The 24,409-nt window shown below is 37.4% G+C and carries 21 protein-coding genes; 11 read left to right on the top strand and 10 right to left on the bottom strand.

Annotation, left to right across the window (positions count from 1 at the left end):
• Nucleotides 1-47 precede the first annotated feature (47 nt).
• From H3R33_RS05990 to fghA, 3 genes are all read left to right on the top strand, one after another.
• Nucleotides 48-818 carry an energy transducer TonB gene (locus H3R33_RS05990; protein WP_198185150.1) on the top strand — a complete coding sequence of 257 codons (771 nt, stop codon included), beginning with the start codon at nucleotides 48-50 and terminating at the stop codon, nucleotides 816-818.
• A 403-nt stretch (nucleotides 819-1,221) separates the two neighbouring features.
• The gene (locus tag H3R33_RS05985; protein ID WP_232342173.1) at nucleotides 1,222-2,334 is read left to right on the top strand and encodes an S-(hydroxymethyl)glutathione dehydrogenase/class III alcohol dehydrogenase; all 1,113 of its coding nucleotides are present in this window, start codon (nucleotides 1,222-1,224) and stop codon (nucleotides 2,332-2,334) included.
• A 27-nt stretch (nucleotides 2,335-2,361) separates the two neighbouring features.
• Nucleotides 2,362-3,198 carry an S-formylglutathione hydrolase gene (fghA, locus tag H3R33_RS05980; protein WP_198185151.1) on the top strand — a complete coding sequence of 279 codons (837 nt, stop codon included), beginning with the start codon at nucleotides 2,362-2,364 and terminating at the stop codon, nucleotides 3,196-3,198.
• A 77-nt stretch (nucleotides 3,199-3,275) separates the two neighbouring features.
• Here fghA and H3R33_RS05975 read toward each other — a convergent pair whose 3' ends face one another.
• The 3 genes from H3R33_RS05975 to H3R33_RS05965 are packed head-to-tail and all read right to left on the bottom strand — an operon-like array spanning nucleotide 3,276 to nucleotide 6,877.
• Entirely contained in the window at nucleotides 3,276-3,884 is a 609-nt protein-coding gene (locus H3R33_RS05975; RefSeq protein WP_198185152.1) for an SCO family protein, read from the bottom strand.
• Nucleotides 3,885-3,887: 3 nt separating this feature from the next.
• Complete coding sequence (gene polA, locus H3R33_RS05970; RefSeq protein ID WP_198185153.1) at nucleotides 3,888-6,668, bottom strand: DNA polymerase I; 2,781 nt, start codon at nucleotides 6,666-6,668, stop codon at nucleotides 3,888-3,890.
• An 8-nt stretch (nucleotides 6,669-6,676) separates the two neighbouring features.
• Nucleotides 6,677-6,877, bottom strand: coding sequence for a zinc-finger domain-containing protein (locus H3R33_RS05965; RefSeq protein ID WP_122122852.1), 201 nt, complete (start codon nucleotides 6,875-6,877; stop codon nucleotides 6,677-6,679).
• A gap of 66 nt (nucleotides 6,878-6,943) precedes the next feature.
• Here H3R33_RS05965 and H3R33_RS05960 point away from each other — a divergent pair, with 66 nt between their 5' ends.
• On the top strand, nucleotides 6,944-8,065 hold the full coding sequence (locus tag H3R33_RS05960; protein ID WP_198185154.1) for an alpha/beta fold hydrolase: 1,122 nt from the start codon (nucleotides 6,944-6,946) through the stop codon (nucleotides 8,063-8,065).
• Nucleotides 8,066-8,110: 45 nt separating this feature from the next.
• Here the strand turns inward: H3R33_RS05960 and H3R33_RS05955 are convergent, their stop codons facing one another.
• From H3R33_RS05955 to H3R33_RS05925, 7 genes are all read right to left on the bottom strand, one after another.
• Nucleotides 8,111-9,442: a sulfate adenylyltransferase subunit 1 gene (locus H3R33_RS05955; RefSeq protein WP_198185155.1), complete on the bottom strand. Its 1,332-nt coding sequence runs from the start codon at nucleotides 9,440-9,442 to the stop codon at nucleotides 8,111-8,113.
• Nucleotides 9,443-9,480: 38 nt separating this feature from the next.
• A complete protein-coding gene (cysD, locus tag H3R33_RS05950; protein ID WP_198185156.1) occupies nucleotides 9,481-10,395 on the bottom strand; it encodes a sulfate adenylyltransferase subunit CysD in 915 nt (304 codons plus the stop codon).
• Nucleotides 10,396-10,421: 26 nt separating this feature from the next.
• Nucleotides 10,422-11,174, bottom strand: coding sequence for a phosphoadenylyl-sulfate reductase (locus tag H3R33_RS05945; RefSeq protein ID WP_198185157.1), 753 nt, complete (start codon nucleotides 11,172-11,174; stop codon nucleotides 10,422-10,424).
• A 296-nt stretch (nucleotides 11,175-11,470) separates the two neighbouring features.
• A complete protein-coding gene (locus tag H3R33_RS05940) occupies nucleotides 11,471-12,454 on the bottom strand; it encodes a sulfate/molybdate ABC transporter ATP-binding protein (protein ID WP_198185158.1) in 984 nt (327 codons plus the stop codon).
• 1 nt (nucleotide 12,455) lies between these two features.
• Nucleotides 12,456-13,298: a sulfate ABC transporter permease gene (locus H3R33_RS05935; protein ID WP_198185159.1), complete on the bottom strand. Its 843-nt coding sequence runs from the start codon at nucleotides 13,296-13,298 to the stop codon at nucleotides 12,456-12,458.
• Nucleotides 13,299-14,165, bottom strand: coding sequence for a sulfate ABC transporter permease subunit CysT (cysT, locus tag H3R33_RS05930; protein ID WP_198185160.1), 867 nt, complete (start codon nucleotides 14,163-14,165; stop codon nucleotides 13,299-13,301). It lies immediately after the preceding gene.
• 18 nt (nucleotides 14,166-14,183) lie between these two features.
• Nucleotides 14,184-15,215 carry a sulfate ABC transporter substrate-binding protein gene (locus H3R33_RS05925; RefSeq protein ID WP_198185161.1) on the bottom strand — a complete coding sequence of 344 codons (1,032 nt, stop codon included), beginning with the start codon at nucleotides 15,213-15,215 and terminating at the stop codon, nucleotides 14,184-14,186.
• A 365-nt stretch (nucleotides 15,216-15,580) separates the two neighbouring features.
• Here H3R33_RS05925 and cydD point away from each other — a divergent pair, with 365 nt between their 5' ends.
• The 7 genes from cydD to H3R33_RS05890 all read left to right on the top strand — a co-directional run bounded on the left by cydD (nucleotide 15,581) and on the right by H3R33_RS05890 (nucleotide 24,350).
• Nucleotides 15,581-17,257, top strand: a complete 1,677-nt coding sequence (cydD, locus tag H3R33_RS05920; protein WP_198185162.1) for a thiol reductant ABC exporter subunit CydD — start codon at nucleotides 15,581-15,583, stop codon at nucleotides 17,255-17,257.
• A complete protein-coding gene (gene cydC, locus H3R33_RS05915) occupies nucleotides 17,254-18,951 on the top strand; it encodes a thiol reductant ABC exporter subunit CydC (RefSeq protein ID WP_198185163.1) in 1,698 nt (565 codons plus the stop codon). Before cydD ends, cydC begins: the two co-directional genes overlap by 4 nt.
• Before the next feature lie 115 nt (nucleotides 18,952-19,066).
• Complete coding sequence (locus tag H3R33_RS05910; protein WP_155567547.1) at nucleotides 19,067-19,537, top strand: hypothetical protein; 471 nt, start codon at nucleotides 19,067-19,069, stop codon at nucleotides 19,535-19,537.
• 190 nt (nucleotides 19,538-19,727) lie between these two features.
• Complete coding sequence (locus H3R33_RS05905) at nucleotides 19,728-21,329, top strand: cytochrome ubiquinol oxidase subunit I (protein ID WP_155571535.1); 1,602 nt, start codon at nucleotides 19,728-19,730, stop codon at nucleotides 21,327-21,329.
• Between the two features lies 1 nt (nucleotide 21,330).
• Nucleotides 21,331-22,467, top strand: a complete 1,137-nt coding sequence (gene cydB / locus H3R33_RS05900) for a cytochrome d ubiquinol oxidase subunit II (protein ID WP_198185164.1) — start codon at nucleotides 21,331-21,333, stop codon at nucleotides 22,465-22,467.
• A 16-nt stretch (nucleotides 22,468-22,483) separates the two neighbouring features.
• Nucleotides 22,484-22,681 (top strand): hypothetical protein, encoded by a 198-nt coding sequence (locus tag H3R33_RS05895; RefSeq protein WP_110439310.1) that lies wholly within the window; start codon nucleotides 22,484-22,486, stop codon nucleotides 22,679-22,681.
• 268 nt (nucleotides 22,682-22,949) lie between these two features.
• Nucleotides 22,950-24,350 carry a hypothetical protein gene (locus H3R33_RS05890; protein ID WP_198185165.1) on the top strand — a complete coding sequence of 467 codons (1,401 nt, stop codon included), beginning with the start codon at nucleotides 22,950-22,952 and terminating at the stop codon, nucleotides 24,348-24,350.
• Nucleotides 24,351-24,409: the final 59 nt, after the last annotated feature.

Genomic DNA, 24,409 nt, shown 5'->3' with positions numbered 1-24,409 from the left:
AGGCTCTTTACCTTTAATATATTTGAGCAAATATGGCATCAAGGATTATGAAACAGGAACCTATCTGTCCTTCTCTGAAACAGAAAACGATTTTATCATCATTTCCAAAAAGGACGTTGGTTTTTTCCGAACATGTCAATTCAGTAGGGATAGAGCTGGCCTGTACGGTTGCTGTTCTATTTAATATAATTGTTTTCCTGCTAATGTTTTTTTGTTTACATGTAAAGAAAGAAGTTTTCCCACTCTCTTCAATGGTTGTGGTTCAATTTCAAGAAGGGATGAAATCTCTTTCTTCATTGGATGCAATTGCAGAAAATAAAACGGATGATCTGAAGGCAGTAACCATCCCCGTGGCCAGAAGTCCTGTCAATGCTTTGCCAGCCATGAACGCATTGCAAAAAATTTCAGTACCAACCACTAAAGACCAATCGAGTAATCGTAATATTTCCAAAAATAAAATGGCTGCTCAATCAGCAATGGGACAGCAGAACAGGCAGGATAGGGGAATGGAGCAGAAAGCCAAACCATCAATACCTTTAGTCAGCCACAATTTTCCATTGCAACGCTGCTCATCACCAAAAGGTAATTATCCCTTGGCTGCCCGTAGAAGACATGAACAGGGTGTTGCAAAGGTTGCATTGCAAATTTTGTCAAATGGACAGGTTGGTCAGGTAAAAATTGTTGAGACAAGTGGTTTTGTTGATTTGGATCGGGCTGCAATCGAGGCAGTCCAACAAATAAAATGCAGTGCATTGGAAGATAATGATACGCTTGTTCAGACAACAACCAGGGTTCATTTTGAGTTAAGATACAACTAAAAATATGTGAGTAGTATTCATGTGTAATTGAATAATATTTATGATCGGTTCAGCCAACATATTTGTTTTTATATTATATAGTTTATTTGATTATTGCCATTTTACTTATAAATTGAAACAGGTTTAAATTAAAAATACTTTTTCGGGAAGATTATCTGAAGTAAGAATATATCAAGAAAGAAAATTCTATCAATGCCTGTTTGGGGTTTATGGATTGATTATTTTCAAAATGTTGGGACCAGAAGACTATATTAAATTATTTTAATTTGAATTGAGTCATGAAATTCCATTTCATAGATATAATCTTTACTTTGAAACTGTTTGTTTGGTTTATAAAATCCTGGGTTTTAATATTTAATTGAATAAATTAATTTTTGTATCAGAAGGGTGATCATAGATGGAGATGATAAAAACGAAGGCTGCTGTTGCATGGAGAGCCAATCAGCCCCTTTCAATTGAGACAGTTGATTTAATGCCGCCACAAAAAGGGGAAGTTTTAATAAAGATAATTGCAACCAGCGTATGTCATACAGATGCATACACGCTTTCAGGAAAAGATCCTGAAGGTATATTTCCAGCAATATTAGGTCATGAAGGGGCGGGAATTATACAGGCTGTTGGTGAAGGGGTAACAAGTGTTTCTGTTGGTGATCATGTTATACCCTTATATACTCCGGAATGTGGAACATGTGAATATTGTCGTTCTGGTAAAACCAATCTCTGTCAGGCTATTCGTGTCACTCAAGGTCAAGGGTTGATGCCTGATGGTACGAACCGTTTTTTCAAAGACGGCGAACCTATCTATCATTATATGGGAACATCTACATTTTCCGAATATACGGTTGTTCCGGAGATTTCCGTAGCAAAGATCAGTAAACAGGCACCTTTGGAAAAAGTATGTTTATTGGGTTGTGGAATTACAACTGGTATGGGAGCTGTAAAAAATACGGCAAAAGTACAAAAAGGTGATAGTGTTGCAGTTTTTGGGTTGGGTGCGATTGGTTTGTCGGTCATTATGGGAGCCCATATGGCGGGTGCAGGTCGCATTGTCGCAATTGATATTGATTCAGAAAAATTTAAATTGGCTAGGAAGTTAGGTGCTACCGATTTTATAAATCCTAAAGATTATTCCGCCTCAATACAGGAAGTTGTAATTGAAAAAACAAGAGGTGGAGTAGATTTTTCATTTGAATGTATAGGAAACGTTCAGGTAATGCGTTCTGCTCTTGAATGTTGTCACAAAGGTTGGGGAGAATCTGTTATCATTGGTGTTGCCGGGGCAGGTGAGGAAATTTCCACCCGTCCTTTTCAATTGGTGACGGGTCGTGTATGGCGAGGATCAGCATTTGGTGGTGTTAAGGGGCGTTCACAATTGCCTGTTATTGTAAATGATTATCTGCAAGGCAAATTTGTTTTGGAGGATTTTATAACACAAGACTTGGCATTTGATGAGATTAATAGGGCTTTTGATTTATTGCATCAGGGAAAGTCTATTCGAACTGTTTTACATTACTAGTTTCAGATAGGTTTGACAGGAAATATTATGAAATATGTTGAATTGGAAACTCATCAATCTTTTGGTGGACAGCAAAAACGGTTCAGACACTGGTCAGTCACACTGGACTGCGAAATGAGTTGTTCAGTTTACTTGCCACCTGATTACAGGAATACAACTTTACCTATATTATACTGGCTTTCCGGTTTAACTTGTAATGACCAGAATTTTGTGACTAAGGCAGGGGCGCAAAAATATGCTGCAGAATTAGGAATTATACTGGTTGTCCCTGATACAAGTCCCCGAGGTGATATAATTCCTGACGCGCCTTCTTATGATCTGGGACAGGGAGCGAGTTTTTATGTTAATGCGACACAAGAACCCTGGAAACAAAATTATCAAATGTTTGATTATATTTCCATTGAGCTTCCCAAATTGATCAAGCGACAATTTAAATCGAATGGCAGGCAATCTATTGCTGGACATTCAATGGGTGGTCATGGTGCTTTGATGTTTGCCCTAAAACATCCTGGTCGATTTTGTTCGGTTTCGGCTTTTGCACCAATTGTTAATCCAATGCAGGTGCCGTTTGGGCGGAAGGCATTTTGTCATTATCTTGGAGATAGCAAGGAAACTTGGCAAGTCTATGATAGCTGTTTTCTAATGGAGCATTATATTGACCAACCCTTTCCCATATTGATTGATCAGGGAACAAAGGATGAATTTTTATTAAAACAGTTAAAACCAGAAATTTTGGAAACTGTTGCCCTCAAAAAGAATTGGCCGTTTCAATTGCGATGGCAGAAAGATTATGACCACAGCTATTTTTTTGTTTCAAGTTTTATCCGTGATCATTTGTTATTTCATTATAGATATTTAAAGTAAATATATGTGAATAATCATATCAAGAATTTATGCAGTTTCACGTTTTTTGAAATGAGGACAGTTTGTATAAACTATATTTAATGGATTATTGATTCAAGGGTCTCCACAATCCGATGCGTTTCTGTTCCTGTTTGAATGGAGGTTCTATATTTTCCCTCTGGATCCATGAGAATGAACTGATCATAAGGTTCAACAAGGCTTATATCACTATTGATTGGCGCTTTTTTGATGGAAACATGATAAAGAATTGAAATATCACGAAGCGCCAGTTCACCACCGGTCAGGGCTATAATTTTATCATTATAGGTTTTCATACTTAACATCAGACGGCTGGGTGTATCATAGTTAGAATCAAAGGATATGAAAATTGGAACAAGTTGAGATGCTTTATTCTCTAAATGGTTAATGATCTCACCCATTTTTATAAGATCCTTACGACATTGATTATGCGGGCAACGTGTTGCACCGAAATACATCAACATCCATTTTCCCCTGAATATTCCGTCATTGACGATACTTCCTGCAGGGCTGATAAGTTGAAAACCCCCTCCGATTACATTGGAATTTTCAGGCGCAACGGCTGTATGATTGGCAGTGAATTTAATCCCGAGGAACATCATGCCAATAATGAAAGCGATAAATAGGAATGAAATAATCCAAATAGATTTTTTTTGATTTTGTGGCATGATTTAATGTGCTTCTGCCCAGTTTTTACCTATTCCAGCCTCAACAACAAGGGGAATGGAAAGATTAACAGTGTTTTCCATTGTTTGCTTTACAAGATTAACGAATGTTTCAGCATAATCTGTTCGCACTTCAAAAAGCAACTCGTCATGAACTTGTAATAACATGCTTACGGGGAGTTTTTTTTCTGTGATGATTTTGTCCATATCCCGCATTGCGCATTTTATAATGTCGGCGGCGCCCCCCTGAATAGGAGCATTTATGGCCTGGCGTTCGGCATAAGCCTTTTGTGGACCTTTGCTATTTTTAATTCCAGCAATCCAGCATTTTCTGCCAAAAGGTGTTAGAACAAATCCCTTTTCCTTTGCCTCTTCCTGGGTATTTTGCATATATGCCCTTATTTCAGGGTAACGTTTAAAATAGGTCTCAATATATTGTTTGGCATCAGATGATGAAACATTCAATTGTTTGGCTAACCCAAAGGCACTAATTCCATAAATAATACCAAAATTGATGGCTTTGGCCTGTCGACGCAGCAAAGGTTGCATTTCATTGATTGGAACGTCAAAGACCTCTGAGGCTGTACGGGCATGAATATCCTCATTATGAATAAAGGATTCTTTTAATTGGGGAATATTTGCAACATGTGCAAGAAGCCTCAATTCTATTTGTGAATAATCTGCGGAAACAAGAACATGGCCAGGCTTGGCAATAAATGCTTCCCTGATTTTTCCACCGTCTTCTGTTCGAATAGGTATATTTTGTAAATTGGGATCATTGGAAGACAAACGTCCCGTAACGGTTCCAACCATATTAAAGCTGGTATGTACACGTTTTGTTTCCGGGTTTATTTCCTTAACCAAGGCATCCGTATAGGTGGATTTAAGTTTCGCCAATTGTCGCCAAGCCAGCAGTTTTTCAGCAATCTCGTAACCCTGATCGCTAAGTTCCTGTAATACCTTGACATCTGTTCCCCATGTACCAGATTTCATACGTTTTCCACCAGGCAACTTCATCTGGTCAAAAAGGATCTCCCCAAGTTGTTTTGGTGAGGCCAAATTGAATTCTTCACCGGAAACATGATAGATTTCTTTTTCTTTTTCTGACATTTTTTCGGTGAAAGTAGTAGAAAGCTTTTGAAGAAGGGAAGCGTCAATCATAATTCCATTTTGTTCCATCCTGGTCAGGATTGGAATTAGGGGACGTTCTATTTCTTCATAAAGACCTAGAACATGTGCGGTTCTTAATTGAGGTCGCAATATTTTCCATAAACGCAAAGTGACATCTGCATCTTCACCTGCATAGGTTGTTGCCTCTTCAATTGAAACTTGCGCAAAAGGGATACGTTTACGACCGGTTCCGGTTAATGCATCATAAGATATTGTTTGATGATTCAAATAGCGTTTTGCCAGTTCATCCATTCCATGTCTGTGCTCTCCTGCCGCTAGGTTGTAAGAAATAATCATTGTGTCATCATAGGGGGCAGGTTGCGGGAACCCGTTATGTTCCAAAACAAGAAAATCATACTTAGCATTATGAAAAATCTTGAGGATGGAAGGATCTGTCAGAATGGGGCCAAGATACTGAATGACGCTTTTTAATGAAATTTGTTCTGGTTTTAATAATTCTCCATCTATTTGATGATTGATGGGAATATAACAGGCTTTACCCGGGGCTACAGCTAGGGAAATCCCGATTAGATTTGCCTGTAATGCATTAAGGTTGTCGGTTTCAGTATCCAAGGCACAAAAATGGGTTGTTTGAATTCGGTGAATCCATTCCTGTAATTGCGTGTTATTGAGAATGGTCTCATACTGATGATACGGGGCGGCAAGAACCGCTTTGTTTGGTTCGGGACCGGTCTGTGTTTCCTGTCTGCGAGATGTATGAGGAATGTCGCCTGTATTATGAGAATTTTTTGTCCAGCGATTTAATATGGAGCGGAATCCATGTTTTTGAAGCCATGCGGTAACTTTTTCAGGATCAGCCTTGCAACAATTTAACTGATCAATCGGGGTGGGTAGAGGAATATCATCTTTTAGCTGAACAAGCTGGTATGAAATTCGTGCATTTTCCTTGTTGGTTTCAAGATTATCGCGCCGTTTGGAGGGTTTCATCATAGGAATGGCAGCAAGGATATCCTCCAACTGTCCATATTCATGAATTAAAGCGGCTGCCGTTTTGGGACCTATGCCAGGAACTCCAGGGACATTATCTACCGGGTCTCCCATCAATGCTTGTAAGGAAATCATATCTGTTGGGGACACACCAAATTTAGCTCGTACCTCTTCAATCTTGATGAATTTTTCCTTGATGGGATCCTGCATTTGAATATGTTCGTTGATTAATTGCATCAGATCCTTATCGGAAGAAATAATTGTACATTTGCCCCCATCTGCCACGATTGCTTTTGCGTAACTTGCAATAAGATCATCAGCTTCCCATCCTGCCATTTCAATTGTTGGTAATCCCAGAATTTCAGAGGCTTCCCGAACAAGTGAAAACTGGGGAACAAGCTCTTCAGGAGGAGGAGGTCTATGTGCTTTATAAGCTGGATAAATTTCATTCCTGAAGGTTTTTCTTCCTGCATCAAAAATGACAGCCATATGACTGGCCACACGATCACGGATTAGTTTTATCATCATGTTAGTAAAACCATAAACCGCATTGACAGGTGTTCCTGATGGATCAGTCATTAAGGGAATGGCATGAAAAGCACGAAAAATAAACCCGGATCCATCAATGAGGATTAAGTGTTTTTGATTTGATGCAGAAGATGAAGTCATGAAAGATGTTAATTTGATTCAGATAGTTTGTAGACAAATGATTTTGAGCAATAAGGACAGGTTGCCTGTCCGTTTTTTAGTTTTAGAAAAACCCGTGGATGACCGAACAGTGTGTGATTACCCTCACAAGCAACGGTTTGGGAAGAAGTATAAATGGTTTCAATAGGTTTTGCCGGTAAGGTTGTTGTAGAATCTTTTTCTAAATTCATGAATATACCCTTGTTAAGTGGTTCAGAACTTGTCATTTATAAAAATAAAATTTATCTTGGACAAATATGTTTTTCTTAAACCGTTTAAGTTCTGTCTATTTACATAAAGTTTGCTATTTTTTTCTGATCGGAATTTATTTCCTGACCCAACATTGTAATATAGCCTATGCAGAAGTTAAAGTGAATAGTTCTGTTTTGAATACATCCTCTATCGGTTCTGATCCTTATGCACGTTATAAAAAGCTGATTCCTCCTGATTTGTGGTGGGAAATGTCGGATCATGCCCGTATTCCCGTGCGTATATGGCGGGCAATACAACAAAAGGCAATTATTCTAGCCTTACATGGATTTAATGATAGTCGCGATGCGTGGGAAGATTCAGCAGATCATTTTGTTAAGTCAGGTGTAACTTTATATTCCCCGGATCAGAGAGGATTTGGACAAGCACCGTTAAGAGGAAATTGGGCGGGTAGCCGTCGGATGATTGATGATATTATTGAGGAAATATCATTTTTAAAAACTCGATATCCCGATACACCCTTGTATGTGATGGGAGAGAGTATGGGGGGGGCTGTCGCCATGTGTTTGGCCTCACGTCCCAATGTTCCAAAAGTCGATGGTTATATTTTACTGGCCCCAGCCGTGTGGGGTCATAAACAGCTGGGACTGGTTGCCGATGTTATCTTGCGCATGATCAATACGATCGCCCCGAATTGGCGGTTAAGTGGAAAAAGCGCCCCGGTAACCATCAGGGCAAGTGATAATGATGAATCCCTGTTACGTTTGTATTTTGATCCGTTATCATTGCACAAAGCCCGTGTAAAGGCATTGTATGGGTTGGTCAATTTGATGAGCAAGGCTGCAAAGGCTGCTCCTTATATTCATTCTCCAATCCTTGTAATGTATGGTGATATGGATCAGCTCATCCCTGATTCTTCAATGAAAAAGGTCTGGCGACAATTTCCTTCTTGGGTAAGAAAGGATTATATTCCTGGAGGATATCATTTATTGTTGCGTGGTAGAAATAGAAACATTGTGGTGCAGGATATACTGAGCTGGATTTTTAGTCCGGATCAGTTTTTGCCATCAGGTGGAGATATTTCAACCTCCACATGGTTATCGATTGAGGGAAAGGAAAAAATACCGGTTTATTTGCCAAGCCAGGTTGATAATTTTATTAAAAAATAAAAGTCTCTATATCTTATGGGTGATAGTGCAATAACAGCTTGCCGGCTAGCCTTGGAGGAGAACAGCTCCAGCAGTCCGATTGGTGGCCGTATCTACCAAAATGGCTGCACCCACATCTTTTGCCTGGTTATAGGGTAAAACCGGAATTGGCTGTTGCAAGGTTAGGGAAACTTGTCCAATACTGTTTTTCTGTAAATCCTTGGCAGGTTCTTTTTCCAGATTATGTATATTTAGATGATTATGAATCGATGAGATTTTCGCCTTGATCCAGCGGTGACCATGTTTCAACCAATAAAGTCTTCCAATAATCAAAGGTTCGTCATCCAACCATGCCAGGGTGGCTTGGACCTCTTTTTGTAATGGAGATATGGAAGGAGAGGTTATCCAGTCCCCTCGGGAAATGTCTATTTCCCGGTCAAGAATTAATCCAACGGATTTACCCGCTTCAGCACAGGGTATTTCGTTTTGTAGTGCATCGGCAAAAATCTTAGCAATTTTTGCTTTTAGTCCAGAAGGTTGCACAATAATTTCATTTTCTGGCTTGACAGTTCCTGCCGCTATTTTCCCCCAAAAAATTCTTTGACCATGTTGGGTGGGGCTGGATTGGGTTTCAGATGGTTTTTGTACATATTGGACAGGGAAATATAAAGGACATTTGACAATATGTTGTTGGGAGGGAAGTTCGGTCAAGGCGTCTAAAAGACAGGGACCGTGATAGACATTTTCACATAAGCGATATCTTTCGTTATCAGCTATAGTGGAGATGATATTATAACCCTTTAATGCTGAAATGGGTATGATGTGCGTAACAGGTATATTTGCTTCCTGAGTGAATTTTTTCAGTGCTTTTTTAATATGCACAAAGGCAATATCGGGATTTTTGACAGCATCAAGTTTATTGATGGCGAAAAGCAGCGAAGGGACTTTTAATAGGTTGGCAAGTAATGTATGTCGACGGGTTTGAGGCAACAAGTCAACATTTTCCATCTCCCAGTTTAATTTTGTCGCATCGACCAAAATGACGGCAGCGTCACTATTGCTGGCGGCGGTTACCATGTTTCTTGTGTATTGTTCATGACCTGGTGCGTCCGCGATAATGAATTTACGAGTTGGTGTGGTAAAATAACGGTATGCCACATCGATTGTAATACCTTGTTCTCGTTCAGCTTGTAATCCATCTGTAAGCCGGGCGAGATCATAGGAACGGTCTGTCGAAAACTGTTGTTGTATACCAGATAGTTGATCGGCAAGAATTGCCTTGCTATCGAGTAATAAACGGCCGATTAATGTGCTTTTGCCATCGTCAACGTTTCCGGCGGTCAGGAATTTTAATGTATGATGTGAATGAGAGGTGGAATTTACGGGAGAAGAAATCATGTTGCATTCCTTAAGAAATAAAAACGGGGATAGAGAGATCAGAAATAACCTTCAAGCTTACGTTTTTCCATTGAGGCTTCTGAGGTCTGGTCATCCATACGGGTTGCACCACGTTCACTGATCGTGACGGTAGCTGTTTCCCTGACAATATCGCGTGCTGTTTTTGCATCGCTTTCAATAGGGCAAGTACAGGTCATGTCACCGACCGTGCGGAAGCGGACAGTTTTGGTAAGAATTTCTTCATCTTGTTTAGGCTGTGTCACCTCTGTTACAGGAACAAGCAACCCTTTTCGGGGAATGACTTGCCGTTGATGAGCGTAGTAAAGGCTGGGTAAGGGAATATTTTCCTGTTCGATATAACGCCATACATCATATTCCGTCCAGTTAGAGATTGGAAAAACACGGAAATTTTCACCCGGATGAATTCTGGTATTGAATATGTTCCATAATTCTGGCCGTTGATCTTTGGGTTGCCATTGACCAAAAGAATCCCTGTGTGAAAAAATTCTTTCCTTGGCACGGGCCTTTTCTTCGTCACGGCGGGCCCCTCCAATTAATGCATCAAAACCAAATTCCTCTATAGCCTCCAACAATGTTACTGATTGATGGGGATTACGGCTTTCCAAAGGATGAGATAGCCTCACCGTACCTCGTTTCATTGATTCTTCTACTGATCGAATGATTAAATTTGCCTTTAATTCTTTTGCTCTCTGATCACGAAATTGGATGACTTCTGGAAAATTATGTCCTGTATCAATCATAAGAAGCGGAAAGGGGAAGCGTCCCTGCCCAAAGGCTTTTTCAGCCAGCCTTAATAAAATACATGAATCCTTGCCGCCAGAAAATAACAGGGCTGGTTTTTCGAAGGAACCAGCCACTTCACGCATAATGAATATGGCCTCTTCTTCCAGATCATTTAAGGCAGGGTTCGAGGATGATATGAGAAAATTCATGATAAAATGACCATAATTAAAATATGTTAAGACTGATGAGAGTTGAAAGAAATGGGTGCACTCACATGAAGACCACATTCCTTCGCTTCATCATGTTCCCACCACCAGCGTCCAGCTCTGAAATCTTCGCCAAGAGTGATGGCGCGAGTGCATGGTTCGCAGCCAATACTGACAAAAAAATGATCATGAAGCGTATTGTAGGGAACGCGATATGTTTTAACGTAGTACCACACATCTCCATTTGTCCAGTCAAGTAAAGGGTTTAGCTTTACTTCAGGTTGATCATTCCCTTTGTTTTCAGTTTCAACCGCTTGAAGATTGGCCCGGAAATTTGATTGTTCCTTGCGTAATCCTGTAATCCAACCTTTATAGTTTCGTAAAAGGTCGGTCAGGGGGACCAGTTTTCTGATGTGACAACATTCTTTACGAAGCTCAGTTGATCGATAAATCGCTTTTTCACCATTTTTTTGAACATAATTCTGGATTGTTCTTTTGTTTGGATAGTAGCTTTTTATTTTTATACTATAATGAATTTCAGCTTGTCTTTTTAAGGCTAGCGTTTGAGGATGCAGTTTTAGTGTATCCAGCATGGAAACCTGAATGGGTAAATCAAGCTGATGGATAAGATCTGTGATTACCATATCCTCCACCCCTAAACTGGTTGCCTGAACCAATGGTGAATAATCCCGATTTATTTTTTGCAGGAATGATCTTGTTTGTTCCAGCTTCTGTTCATATTGCTCGCTTGGATGTTTGGAATAGAATTCAAGTGGTGTCATCGTAAACTGTTACCTAAGTTGATATAATAATTCTGTTATTAGGAATTTGAAAAAGATGCGGTTAGAAATTCTGGTGTTAATGACTAAACAGGATAATCTGCAATAGGGGGCTGATCCATGATAAAACTATTCCTCAAATTACTTTAATTAACTGTAAAATATAGAATATTTTCAATTTAAGCAATATAATTTGTATTATTTAAGTAAATAAAGTCAATTAATAACTATAAAATATTGTATATTTTATTTGTAATTTATTGATTTATATATAAAATTTATAATTTCCTTGTATATATTCATATTTCAAAATCTAAAATTGGCTTAAAATAAATAATTTGGCCTTTTTTTAGATTCTGAATTTTTGGAATTGTTTTTGGAATTTGGGCTTCAATGTGAGAGGTGCATTGTTGAGGTTTTAAAACTAGTTTCATTAAAGCACCAAGAGGTCGTATATCAATGACTTCTGCTGGATAGTATCCTATAGGGGATATATCGTTAATTTGTATATCAATTTCATAGGGACGAAAATTAAAGCTTTTTTCCCCAATGCGTAAATTATTCGAATCGCCCAGAAAATTATAGACAAAATCATTGACCGGATTATTGAGGATTTCAATCGGGGAGCCAATTTGTTCAATGACACCCCTATTCATGATGACAACACGATCAGAAATTTCCATGGCCTCCTCCTGATCATGCGTTACAAAAATGGTTGTCAGGTGAATTTCTTGATGAAACCGGGTTAGCCAACGTCGTAATTCTCTTCGGACCTTTGTATCAAGAGCGGAAAAAGGTTCATCCAGTAATAGAATTTTGGGATTTATGGCTAGGGTACGCGCCAGGGCAATTCTTTGGCATTGTCCGCCGGAGAGTTCATGTGGATAATGATTGGCCACATGTTCAAGTTGTACCATTTCCAGAAGAAATTGAGCTTTTTTCGTGATCTCTTTGGGGGAAAGCCTTACTTTTTTTGGTTTAATGCGTAGACCAAACGCAATATTGTCAATAACTTTCATATGTGGGAATAAAGCGAAATTCTGGAATACATACCCAATATGTCGATTACGAATATCTTCCTTGCTTATATCCTGGTTTTCAAAAAAGATGTGTCCCGAGGTGGGCAATTCCAATCCTGCAATAATTCGTAACAGGCTTGTTTTTCCACATCCCGATGGTCCTAGGAGTGCAACAAGCTCACCTTTTTCAATGGTGAGGTTTATATTATTGAGTGCATGATAATGATTGAACCATTTATTGAGATGAGATATCTGAATACCCATTTTAACTATTTCCCTTCTTTTGGGACGGTTTAAGTTGTTTCTCACACCAATATCTTAGAATGAGAATGAATAGGGCCATGATAAGAAGGAGAATGGAAATACTGAATGCGGCCGCGGCATTATATTCATTATATAAAATCTCGATATGAAGGGGTAAGGTATTGGTCAGGCCTTGTATATGGCCTGAAACAATTGAAACTGCACCAAATTCTCCCATGGCACGGGCGGTACACATAACAATACCATACAGAAATGCCCATTTGATGTTGGGAAATGTTATTTTTTTAAAAATTTGCCATCCTGATGCCCCTAACAAACGGGCGGTTTCCTCTTCTTGATTGCTCTGGGTTTGCATTAAGGCGATCAAAGAACGTGCGATAAAGGGAAAAGTCACAAAAATGGTTACAAGAATAATTCCTGGAATTGCATAAATAATTTGTAAGTGATAATGCATTAAAAGAGTATGTAAAATACCTTGCGATCCATAGAGTAAGGTATAAATCAAACCTGCAATCACAGGAGAAATGGAAAAAGGCAGATCGATGAGGGTTAAAAGTATATTTTTCCCTTTGAAATCATATTTGCATAAACACCATCCAGCCATCAGTCCGAAGATTCCATTGAAAAAAACGGCGCAGGAAGTCGCTATTATTGTTAATTTTAGTGCCGCCAGGGCTTCTGACGAAGTACAGGTGACCCAGAAAAAGACAATACCCTTGCCTAAACCTTCAATTAGAATGATAGAAAGAGGTGCGATAAAAATAATTAAGAAAATGAGCCAAGTAATAAAGATAAGGCTGTTTTTTTGCCAATTTACAAAAGGTTTGGAGGAATGAAGGGGCATTTATGTATTCCTCTGAAAAATATTAAAAGGGGAAAGCTGGGATGTGGATAGAATTAGGCGGTAAGGTTTAAAATGTCTTTGGAACAGGTTGAAAAAAAATAATAAAGAAAAAGAAACCAGCAACATTAAGAGACTGATTACAGTGGCACTCGTATAATCAAACTGGTCAAGTTTTGATACGATTAAGATAGGTAAAATTTCCGTTTTGTAAGGAATATTCGCGGCAATGAACACAACGGAGCCATATTCTCCCAAGCTTCTTGCAACAGAAAGCGAAAAACCGGTAAGCCATGCAGGAAATAAAATGGGGAGAAAGATATATATAAATGTTTGTAAACGGGTTGCACCTAGTGTGTAAGCCGCTTCTTGTAATGAGGGGGGGAACTTTTTTATAACGGGTTGCAAGGTTCTGATTACAAAGGGAATTGTAACGAATATGAGGGCAAGAATAATTCCCAGGGGTGTGTAGGCAACCTTGAAGGGTAAAATTGTACCGAATAAACCGTTGGGCGCATATAAGTCTGTTAATGCAATGCCTGCAATTGCAGTAGGTAATGCCAGGGGAAGATCAATCATTGAATCAATTATTTTTTTTCCCTTGAATTCGTAACGCATTAAATTCCAGGCCAAAAAACCGCCCAGGATAGAGGACAGTAAAGAAGCGCAGAAAGAGGTGTAAAAAGAAAGTTTTAATGCGCTTAATAAGCGTTGATCGGTTAAGATCATGACAAGCTGATGACTATTGATATGGGTGCTGTAAAGAATCAGTCCAACCAATGGTAATAAAACGATAAAGGACAACCAGAAAAGACTGTATCCAAAACTAAGCCAAAACCCTGGAAGAATTGAATATCGGGAAAAAGACATAATTTTTTCCTTATGGCTTTATTGATTAATACTGTGAATGATTTGGTCAAAAATGGCATGATCTTTGAAAAACTCTTGGTTAATCTCTGCCCAGTTTTTGAAGAAATCATTGATCTTTAAAAGGTGAAGGGAACGAAACATGATGTAATGGGATGCTATACGTGGATTAATGGGACGATAATAATTTTGAGCGGCAATTTTTTGACCTTCATCGCTGTAAAGCATAAGCAAATAATCTTTTGCTACTTCCCTTGTTTTTTTTTGGTCAATAACAGTATCGATGAGTGCAACGGGGGGTTCCGTTAGGATAGATGTGGATGGGGTTATTACCTCAAATTGTCCTGCCCCTGATTCACGGGTTGCCATATAGGCCTCATTCTCCCAAGAAATAAGTACATCTCCAATGTTGCGTTGGGTAAATGTAAGACTGGCGTTCCTTGCCCCGGCATCAAGTATGGGAACATTTTTATAAAGCTGTTTGACAAAATCATAGGCCTCTTGTGGATCATGATTTTTGGTATAACTGTAAAGCCATGCAGCGAGAAAATTCCATCTTGCCCCACCAGAGGTTTTTGGATTGGGGGTAATTACAGCAATGTCAGGTTTGACAAGATCATTCCAGTCATGGATATGCTTGGGATTACCTTTGCGAACAAGAAAAACAATGGTTGATGTATAAGGAACACTATGATTGGGAAAATTGTCCTGCCAGTTTTTGGTCAGCAAGGGGTGATATTTATTGATTGCATCAATATCTCCGGCAAGAGCTAGTGTGGCAATATCGGCTTGCATACCGTCAATAATGGCCCTGGCCTGCTTTCCTGAACCACTATGGGATTGGTATATTATGACATCCTGACCTGTTTTTTGTTTCCAGTAATGTTGAAAAAAATGGTTATATTGATGAAAAAATTCTCGTGTTGGATCATAGGAAGAATTCAATAGAGTTATGGTTTTAGTACGGGCGGTGGATGTTGTGACGGCAAAAACTGCAATAATCAAAGCTATATATAAATGTAATATTTGAGTAATATATCTGAATAAAAACATAGGGATATGGCTTTGAAAGGGGAATAATTACTTGCGTAAATGTGAATATGAACTATTTTAACAAAAAATAAAAGTTAATTTTTAAAAAATATAATAAATTACTTTTTTATAAAGTATTTTAAATCTGTGTAAATATAAATTTTCAGATTTATCTAGAAGATAAATTTGATGACATTAATTTTGATATATATATCAATTATTTCTGTTTTACAACAAACTTCAATTTTCGCGAAAATGTTTGTTTTATAATTTTAGGGGTCAATATAAAATACATTTTATATCATTATCATCATGTTGCCGCCAATTTAAATAATCATTATTTAGATTAGTATAAAATTTAGATTAATTTTATATGTTTTATAAAAATGAATAATATATCAATAACGCTTAACAAATTTATTAAATTATCAGTAAATTGGTTTGTTATTACTGTTTTTTTATCTTCAATTTCATCAATATTATTAATATTAGAATTGGTGTTGTTGTCAAAAATCATTACTTCAATCATATTTTATAAAGCGAATATTTCTTTTGTTGATAACGAAGTTATTTATTTTATATGTTGTGTATTTTTTCAAATTTGTACCAGATCTGTTTCTGATATTACTGGCATAAAAGCGGCATTAAAAATTACAAAAGCTATAAGGTTGGAGATTTATCAATCACTGTTTAGAACAGGTCCAATTTCCTACAGTCATATTTCTTTGGGGGAAATGGTTAACAGCCTAACAGAAGCCGTCGATAATCTGCTTCCCTATTTTGCACGCTATATCCCCAGTGCCGTGATGATGGTCATATTGCCCCTGTTTATTTTGGCCACTGTTTTAAACTTTGATATTTGGGGTTTTGTGATTTTGTTATGTACGGGTCCTTTAATTCCGCTTTTTATGGCTTTGGTTGGATATACGGCACAGGTGATTATGGATAGACAATGGCGGCAGTTATCCCTGTTAAGCGGAAACTTTTTTGACATGTTGAAAGGGTTGAAGACCTTACGGTTATTTGGACGGGCTGGTGAAAGTCTGAAATTTATTGAAAAACTTTCAGATGAATATCGTAAAACAACGCTGTCAGTTATGAAGGTTGCGTTTTTAACGTCAGCGGTGTTGGAATTTTTTTCAAGTTTATCAATTGCAGTTGTCGCTGTGACATTTGGTATTCGTTTGTTAAATGGAACCATGCATTTTCACTCTGCTTTTCTTGTCCTGTTATTGGCGCCAGAATATTTCATGCCTTTACGAGACTTTTCATCGAGTTACCATGCCAGACAAAATGCAAATGCAGCCTTGGATCAATTAAAAAAAATATATAGTTTACCAAAATTAATTAAATTTTCTTATCAAAATAAAAGAACAGATACATGTATTAGGGAAATCATTCTCGATCATGTAACGGTTAAGAATAAAGAAAATATAAATTTAGTGCAGGATATCACTTGTACATTTTTAAGAGATAGGCTCAATATTATATTTGGTCATAGCGGTGCTGGAAAAACGACGTTATTAAATATTCTACTTGGTTTTTTACCTGTACAATCAGGCACGCTTAAAATGGTTGATTTAAAAAACCAGTCGCAATCTATAAATATGGTTGATATTGCCTGGGTTCCTCAAGAACCTTTATTGCTATATGGGACGATTGGGGATAATTTATCCCTGAAAGCTTTTGAACCTTCTCTTGAACAATTGTGTAGTGTAGCCAATCAAGTCGGTATTTTGTCTTTTATAGAAACCCTACCACAGGGTTTTGAAACTCATATAGGGGAGGAAGGGCAGAATTTATCGGGTGGACAAATAAGACGCCTTATGTTGGCACGAGCGCTGTTAAAAAATCCAGATATTCTGATTCTTGACGAGCCCACTTCCGGGTTGGATCAAAAAAATGCCTTGCAGATTATTCAGACTATTCAACTTCTTAAAAAGGACAGGATTGTTATTGTGGCAACGCACAATCCCCTTTTAATCTCTTATGGTGAGGTTTCTGTACAAATAGATCGGGGACAACTGCTTCATAATTCAAGGGGTGGTGGCAAGTCGTTATGAATTTTAATTTTTCTTTTTTTCAATTGGTTAAACCGATTAAATGGCATTTAATGCTGGGTCTATTTTTATCTTGTATCGCGGCCCTGAGTAATTTTGGGTTGCTGTTTTTATCAGGATGGTTGATAGCTAGTGCAGCCATAGTTGGATTAACCGGGATTATTGCCGTTCAGGCATTTAATATTATTGTTCCAGCCTCAGGGGTCCGTTTTTTTGCCATAACACGGATTGTGACACGATATTTGGAACGTGTGATCACGCATGATGGCGCATTAAGGGTTATAAGCCTGGCAAGAAAAAAGGTTTATGAATGTCTGATCCCCTTAACACCTGCAGGACTTATGAATAAAAGAGGGGGTGACTTGCTGGGACAATTTGTTTCCGATTCAGAAAATATAGCAAATTATTATACTGATGCATTGCTTCCATTTATTCGGGCTTTATGTTGTGGGATTATATTTATTGTTACCTTTTATTTCTTTTTGCCTGTGGCGGCTTTCTCCTTGGCCATAGCTTTTATCATGGCAGTCGGTCTGGTTTCTGTTGGAGTTTACGGTTGTTCATACAAGTATATTTGTCATATTCTTGAATCAAGAAACAATTTACAGGCTGATCTGGGTGAAATTCTGCGTCATTTTGGTGAATTATATATTTTTAAGGTTATTGATCAGTATTTTAAAAAAATTCAGACTGCTCAGAAATCTATTGATCAAAGCAGATTGATGCTGGATTGTATTGAAAGTGTGGCCAAGTCATTAATTACATTTATTATGATGATTTGTGTTATTGCCGTTTTGTTTCAGGCCAGTAATGCTCATCATGATATGGGACTGAATGCAGCTGAAATTCCCATGTTGGTTTTGGGTGTAATGGCAGCTTTTGATGTTATACTTCCTTTACCACAGGCTTGTCATGCTCATATAAAAGCACGCCTGGCACAAAAACGGTTACAGATTCTATCAAATGCAGGGAAAAAGAAACAAAGCAGTAGGGTCATCAATTCCGTATCCTCTTCCACCTGTCTCGTATTTGACAAAGTTCAATTCAGTTATCCCCATAACCCAAGAATGATTTTACAGAATGCATCTTTAACAATCAAACAAGGTGATAAAGTGGCGATTATTGGCGAGTCCGGGACTGGTAAAAGTAGTTTGATCAATTTGATTTTTTCGTTTTATCCAATCCAGGCTGGAGAAATTAAGTTTGCCGGTGAATCTGTCAAGAATTTGAATACGGATAATTTATCTTCTTTTATCACTGTTGTTTCCCAGGATTTTCATCTTTTTTCTGGAAGCATCATGGATAATTTTAGATTGATTGTACCGGATGCAACTGAAAATGAAATTTATGATGTGTTAAAAATTGTGCAACTTGATGATTTTGTTAAACGACTACCAAAGAATATTCACAGTCATATAGGCAATAATGCAATAGAATTGTCGGGAGGACAGGCAAAAAGATTGGCTATTGCTATTGCTCTTTTACGTAAAACCCCCTGGCTGATTCTTGATGAACCAACAGATGGTTTGGATCAGCAAACAAAATATACAATGATGCAGGAATTATTGAAACTATATGCTGACAAAACTCTAATAATCATTACTCATGAAACAAGTATATTGTTTTTGATGAATCTTGTTTTTTCGCTGGAAAATGGATGTTTTAATAAAGTTATCATGGATGACTATAAAAAATAATCTTAATTTCAAAATTAAATTACACGAATATTTTACGTATAATTACAGTTTTTTTATCAATCGATTTTAACAGGATATGTTATAAGGAATTAATATTGTTTTTAGCTGTCTGATAATGTATCCAAAACGGAAAATTGAAGAAAAAAATATAGATAGGGCTTGTAACTATACAGCACTGACAGTTTTGTTTTTCTTTGTTTTTCATTTATTCACTACGCCCCTGACATTTACGAAAATATGGCATTGCCCAATGCATAATGGGCAATTTGCGCCAAAGGCCATGATGCATATGCAACATATGAACAGTATGTTGAGTATGAATAACGCCATTATGCCAATGGATGAGAAAATTTCCTCTTCTCACGGTTCAACTTCTCATTCAAAACAAAAAGGGATACTTTTCTGTCTTTATTGTAGTATTTTTTGGTTGCCAATATCGATTGTTAATTATGAGCCTTTATTACCTTCGATTTTAATATCCATTATTTCATATTTATATCGGATATATCTTGCTAAGGCTCCACTCAATATTTTTTACAAGGCAAATGGGGCAAGAGCGCCTCCATTTTATGAAACATATTCATAAGTAAAATATTCAAACAATATTTGTGTTTGGCTATTATAGAAAACACCTCGTTGATAAAATAGTTTATAAAGCAATCAAATAATCATTCTTTTATTTGGTACAGGGTTTTTTGCTGTCTTTTTCTATGATTTTCTATTTTAGCCAGATATTAGACTAGAACATTTTTTTGAAAAAATGAAAGTTATATAAAATGGATGGGATACACCTTCTGGTTGTAAATCTTTCCCGCTTTCAGTTTGCTTTGACAGCTTTGTATCATTTCATGTTTGTTCCTTTGACACTGGGTCTAACATTTATCTTGGCTGCCATGGAAACTGCCTACGTCATTACTGGTAAAGAAATTTACAAGGAAATGACACAATTCTGGGGAAAATTATTTGGTGTTAATTTTGCGATTGGTGTCGCAACAGGATTAACCATGGAATTCGAATTCGGCACGAACTGGTCAATGTATTCAAGGTTCTTTGGCGATATTTTTGGAACACCTCTTGCGATTGAAGGTTTAATGGCCTTCTTTATGGAATCAACATTTATTGGACTAATGTTTTTTGGATGGGACCGGTTGAGCCGTGGTGCGCATCTGGCAATTACCTATCTTGTCGCATTGGGGTCAAATATTTCCGCCTTATGGATTTTAGTGGCAAATGCATGTATGAATATGCCTGCAGGGGCTCATTTTGATCCAGAGACCATGCGATTAACCTCAACAAGTTTTGTTGCTCTGGTTTTCAATCCTGATGCACAGGCAAAAGCTGTACATACTTCTGTGGCAGGATTTGTAACCGCATCAATGTTTGTAATGGGGATCAGCGCATTTTATTTATTACGTAAACAGCATCGTGAATTTGCCGCACGTTCTTTTCGTATGGCCGCATTATTTGGAATTATTTCAACAATTGCAGTCATAACGCTTGGGGATGTCCTTGGCCGATTGGATTATATGCATCAACCGACAAAAGTTGCTGCAATGGAAGGGTTGTGGGAAACAAGCAAACCTCCTTATGAACCATGGATTTTATTTGGTATTCCCGATGATAAAAAGCAGACAAACCATTTGGAGGTTGGAGTTCCTTTTGTTTTAACCCCTTTGTTAACCCATGATTTTACAACCTCTATTCCTGGTGTTAAGGAATTAAAAAATCAGGCGGTTCCAAGGATTGAGTCGGGCATAAAGGCGGTATCGGCTTTAAAACGTTATGGGGAAGACCATCGACAGGCCGATCTTGATATATTTAAGGCTCATCAAAAAGATATGGGATATGGTTTTCTGGCAAGTCAATATGCTCCGGATCAGGATATAGCAAAGATTACGCCAGAGTATAAATCGACTATTGTTGAAAAAACCAAGAATGATATTGTCCCTAATGTCTTTGTCACATTCTGGGCCTTCAGAATTATGGTTTTCCTTGCAATTTATTTCTTTGTCATTTTTGCCATGGGATCTTATGTAAGTCTGAAAAGACAAATTGAAAAAAACCGTTTGTTTTTAAAGATAATTACATGGTCAATTCCGCTTCCTTTTATTGCATCCGAGTTCGGTTGGATCACAGCAGAGGTAGGAAGACAACCATGGTCCGTTTATGAAATTCTGCCGACCGTTGTTTCTTCGTCAACACATAGTGCGGGATATATGGTTTTTTCCTTGATTGGCTTTTTATTATTTTACAGTGTATTTATTGTCGTGGAATTTTATTTGATGTTTAAATTTGCTCGACTTGGGCCGGTAAAATATCAAGATAGGGATTCTTTATCGAAAAAAGTGTTTACATATCAAGAAGGCTGGGGAGATTGATATGGAGTATTATGTAATTCTCAAATTAATCTGGGCAACATTATTATGTATCCTGCTTATTGGATTGGGCCTGATGGTCGGTATGGATATGGGTGTTGGTATGCTTCTTCGTTTTGTTGGCAAAAATGATGTTGAGCGTCGTACAGCCCTTAATATTATCGGACCCCATTGGGAAGGGAATCAGGTATGGTTTATTTTGGGAGCAGGTGCCATTTTTGCTGCTTTCCCAACCTTGTATGCCACGGCGTTTTCTGTTTTTTATGTTGTTATGGTTTTACTGTTGTTCAGCATGATTTTGCGACCTGTAGCTTTTGAATTTAGATCAAAAGTTGATGCAAAATTATGGCGTTCGAGTTGGGACTGGATTTTTTTGATTTCTGGTTTCTTTCCAATGTTTGTCTGTGGAGCAGCCTTTGGTAATATCTTGCAAGGTGTAGGATATCATTTCATTTGGAATGGACAGTATTTTCAAGATGAATCTTTCTGGAGTTATCTGATTAATCCATTTGCTGTTTTATGTGGTTTATTATCGGTTTCGTTAAGTATTTATCAAGGTGGAGCCATGTTGATGATACGTGGTGAAGATCCCATTTATTTACGGGCAAAAAAATATGCCACTATTGCAGGGATGATAGCGATAATATTATTTGTGTTGGGAGGATTATGGATTACGCAAATTAAAGGATTTGTTTTAGTCAGTGGTCATCCTGCAATGCCTTCAAATCCATTATTTGGTCAGAATGTTGCATTATATAAAGGGGCCTGGTTACATCATTTTTATGAACATCCAATTTTATGGGGTTTACCTTTGCTGGGTGTTTTATGTATGTTACTGGGAACATTAATGGTTAAATCTGATAGACCTGTTGCTGCCTGGTGGATTGGGCTTGGTTCCTGGATTGGTGTTATTGGTACGGTTGGGGCTGCCATGTTTCCGTTTTTTATGCCTTCAACAACAATTCCAAATCAAAGTCTGACAATATGGAACAGTTGCGGTAGTTTATACGGACTAATTTGCATGGCTGTTGTGGCTTGTCTTTTTGTGCCTATTATCCTTTCTTATACGTCATGGTGCTTTTATGTCATGCGGGGTAAGGTTAAAACTTCTAATATCATAAATGATCATCACAGTTATTGAATAATAAGGTGTTATTATGTCTACATTTCTACGTTTCACTGGACTAGGCTTGGTTTTAATAGTCGCATTATTAATCGCTGTTTTTGTGGGTGATCAGGGACCTTGGTATTTTGCATGGTTAATTGGTACAGTGATGATTATTCTCATATCAGTGGCAGGGGCAGTTTTATTTGATGCCCAATCAGATTTACGTGATTCAACAGGAGAATTCTAATGGGTGGTTATCTTGAATTAATCATATTTTGTGTTCCTTTTATTTATTTGGCTGTTTATTTGATATTTTATTTTATTACTAAAAGAATTTTTTCCTAATGTAATAGATGTATTTTAAATAATAAAGTGATATATTAAAATTTGTAAATGAATAATATTGATAAGTTAATTAACTAAGGCAAATAATCCCTATTCAATCAATAAGTAATTAATTAATTTCTTATTATGATTAATTAGTTATTTTACAATAAAGTTGGTTGGGATTATATATGTCTATTCAAAGACCTGGAAAGCTTTTCTCCTCTAAATGGGCAGAAAAAGGCGAGCGTTTTGATATTGTTGAATCTGGTGCAGATCATCGAAATGGACGTGCGGATATTGAAAAAGGTTTTCCAAAACAAACTATGATTTCTGCCCTGAAAGGTGGTGTTCCACCTTGGGGACAGGATCATAACGGGATTTTATACCAGATTACAGAGGCTATACAGTGGATGCAGGCGGGAGGTCTGCCAAGTTTCAACCAGGATTTTTGTAATAAAAACAATGGTTATTCAAAAGGAACCATCGTGCAGGGGGATGATCCAAACAGGCCTTGGGTTTTATGGCAATGTTTGGAGGATAATAACAGATTTAATCCCAACCAGAATAAAGTTAACATAATCAACCCTCAAAACGGTTGGATACGATATCCTGTGATTTCAGAACGAGAGGGTAATACTTTATATTATAGTGATGATGGTAAAATGCTAATTGCATCACCTACGGTTATTACTGAGGTTTATGTATCATCTACTGAAGGGAATGATAATACTGGTGATGGGACAAGAAACAAGCCATTTTTTTCAATTACAAAAGCTATATCTGTGACGCCTGATGGAGGGGGCATTACTGTTTATTTAAAATCTGGGGATATATTTAATTTGTCTTTGAATGGAGTTCCATATGTAGAACCTGAAAATGAATGGATTGGATATGATATAAAATATTTTAATGTTGGATCAAGATATATTACATTCCAATCCTATGGAGATGTATTTTACGAAAATGCAAAAAATGAATTGACCAATAATGGTCAAGATTCAGGCTGGGCTAATTCATTTATAGGTATTACAAGACCAATTATTCATTTATTATGGAATACAAAAGCTGTCGGGCAAAATATAAATTTTGTTTATATGTATGGTTTTACAGGGCAATATGATCGCTATAAAATTGTATTCAATGGAGTTGAGTTTATAATACCAGATATAGATAATTTAAATGATTCTTCTTTACCAATGTGGACTACTTTCTTAAATCAAGGAGGTGATTTTGTATTTGCTGGATGTGTATTTGGTCAATTGCCTATAGGAAATTTACATCCAATTATTGGAGGTGGTGCGGCCGCTCCAATGCGAGTATCTTTTACATATAGCATTTATTTCGATACAAGTATTGCGGAAGGCGCATTTTTTAGTTGGGGAACAGGAACATGGGATCTAGATATTACAGAAGATAGAGTGGCAGGTCAAAAACTTAGTGGTTTTCCTAATTTTGAACTTATAGAGTCTAATGGTATTGCTTTTCTTAGTCGAAATAGTGCATTTTGTAATTCTGTTCAGATCATCAATAATCCTGCTCCCTCTTATAAGAATTTGACGACGAATTTTCAAATAGACATGGATGGTTAGCGATGTATTTAATGCGAACGTTTTTTTTGAACAGCTATTGTGTATACCAGGCATTGAGA

This window comes from Commensalibacter sp. B14384M2 (genome assembly GCF_016101865.1).
Lineage (GTDB): Bacteria > Pseudomonadota > Alphaproteobacteria > Acetobacterales > Acetobacteraceae > Commensalibacter > Commensalibacter melissae.
The sequence above is the reverse complement of the archived record's forward strand: the minus strand, read 5'-3'. Positions and strand labels throughout refer to the sequence as shown.

Excerpts from the sequence above, each read along its gene's own strand:
- H3R33_RS05945 (WP_198185157.1), bottom strand. The coding sequence starts at position 11,174 with ATGACACCACTTGAATTCTATTCCAAACATCCAAGCGAGCAATATGAA.
- fghA (WP_198185151.1), top strand. The coding sequence starts at position 2,362 with ATGAAATATGTTGAATTGGAAACTCATCAATCTTTTGGTGGACAGCAA.
- H3R33_RS05985 (WP_232342173.1), top strand. The coding sequence starts at position 1,222 with ATGATAAAAACGAAGGCTGCTGTTGCATGGAGAGCCAATCAGCCCCTT.
- H3R33_RS05975 (WP_198185152.1), bottom strand. The coding sequence starts at position 3,884 with ATGCCACAAAATCAAAAAAAATCTATTTGGATTATTTCATTCCTATTT.
- H3R33_RS05925 (WP_198185161.1), bottom strand. The coding sequence starts at position 15,215 with ATGTTTTTATTCAGATATATTACTCAAATATTACATTTATATATAGCT.
- H3R33_RS05965 (WP_122122852.1), bottom strand. The coding sequence starts at position 6,877 with ATGAATTTAGAAAAAGATTCTACAACAACCTTACCGGCAAAACCTATT.
- cydD (WP_198185162.1), top strand. The coding sequence starts at position 15,581 with ATGAATAATATATCAATAACGCTTAACAAATTTATTAAATTATCAGTA.
- H3R33_RS05960 (WP_198185154.1), top strand. The coding sequence starts at position 6,944 with ATGTTTTTCTTAAACCGTTTAAGTTCTGTCTATTTACATAAAGTTTGC.
- H3R33_RS05940 (WP_198185158.1), bottom strand. The coding sequence starts at position 12,454 with ATGGGTATTCAGATATCTCATCTCAATAAATGGTTCAATCATTATCAT.
- H3R33_RS05890 (WP_198185165.1), top strand. The coding sequence starts at position 22,950 with ATGTCTATTCAAAGACCTGGAAAGCTTTTCTCCTCTAAATGGGCAGAA.
- cysD (WP_198185156.1), bottom strand. The coding sequence starts at position 10,395 with ATGAATTTTCTCATATCATCCTCGAACCCTGCCTTAAATGATCTGGAA.
- H3R33_RS05910 (WP_155567547.1), top strand. The coding sequence starts at position 19,067 with ATGTATCCAAAACGGAAAATTGAAGAAAAAAATATAGATAGGGCTTGT.
- cysT (WP_198185160.1), bottom strand. The coding sequence starts at position 14,165 with ATGTCTTTTTCCCGATATTCAATTCTTCCAGGGTTTTGGCTTAGTTTT.
- H3R33_RS05990 (WP_198185150.1), top strand. The coding sequence starts at position 48 with ATGAAACAGGAACCTATCTGTCCTTCTCTGAAACAGAAAACGATTTTA.
- H3R33_RS05895 (WP_110439310.1), top strand. The coding sequence starts at position 22,484 with ATGTCTACATTTCTACGTTTCACTGGACTAGGCTTGGTTTTAATAGTC.
- H3R33_RS05935 (WP_198185159.1), bottom strand. The coding sequence starts at position 13,298 with ATGCCCCTTCATTCCTCCAAACCTTTTGTAAATTGGCAAAAAAACAGC.
- cydC (WP_198185163.1), top strand. The coding sequence starts at position 17,254 with ATGAATTTTAATTTTTCTTTTTTTCAATTGGTTAAACCGATTAAATGG.
- H3R33_RS05955 (WP_198185155.1), bottom strand. The coding sequence starts at position 9,442 with ATGATTTCTTCTCCCGTAAATTCCACCTCTCATTCACATCATACATTA.
- H3R33_RS05905 (WP_155571535.1), top strand. The coding sequence starts at position 19,728 with ATGGATGGGATACACCTTCTGGTTGTAAATCTTTCCCGCTTTCAGTTT.
- cydB (WP_198185164.1), top strand. The coding sequence starts at position 21,331 with ATGGAGTATTATGTAATTCTCAAATTAATCTGGGCAACATTATTATGT.
- polA (WP_198185153.1), bottom strand. The coding sequence starts at position 6,668 with ATGACTTCATCTTCTGCATCAAATCAAAAACACTTAATCCTCATTGAT.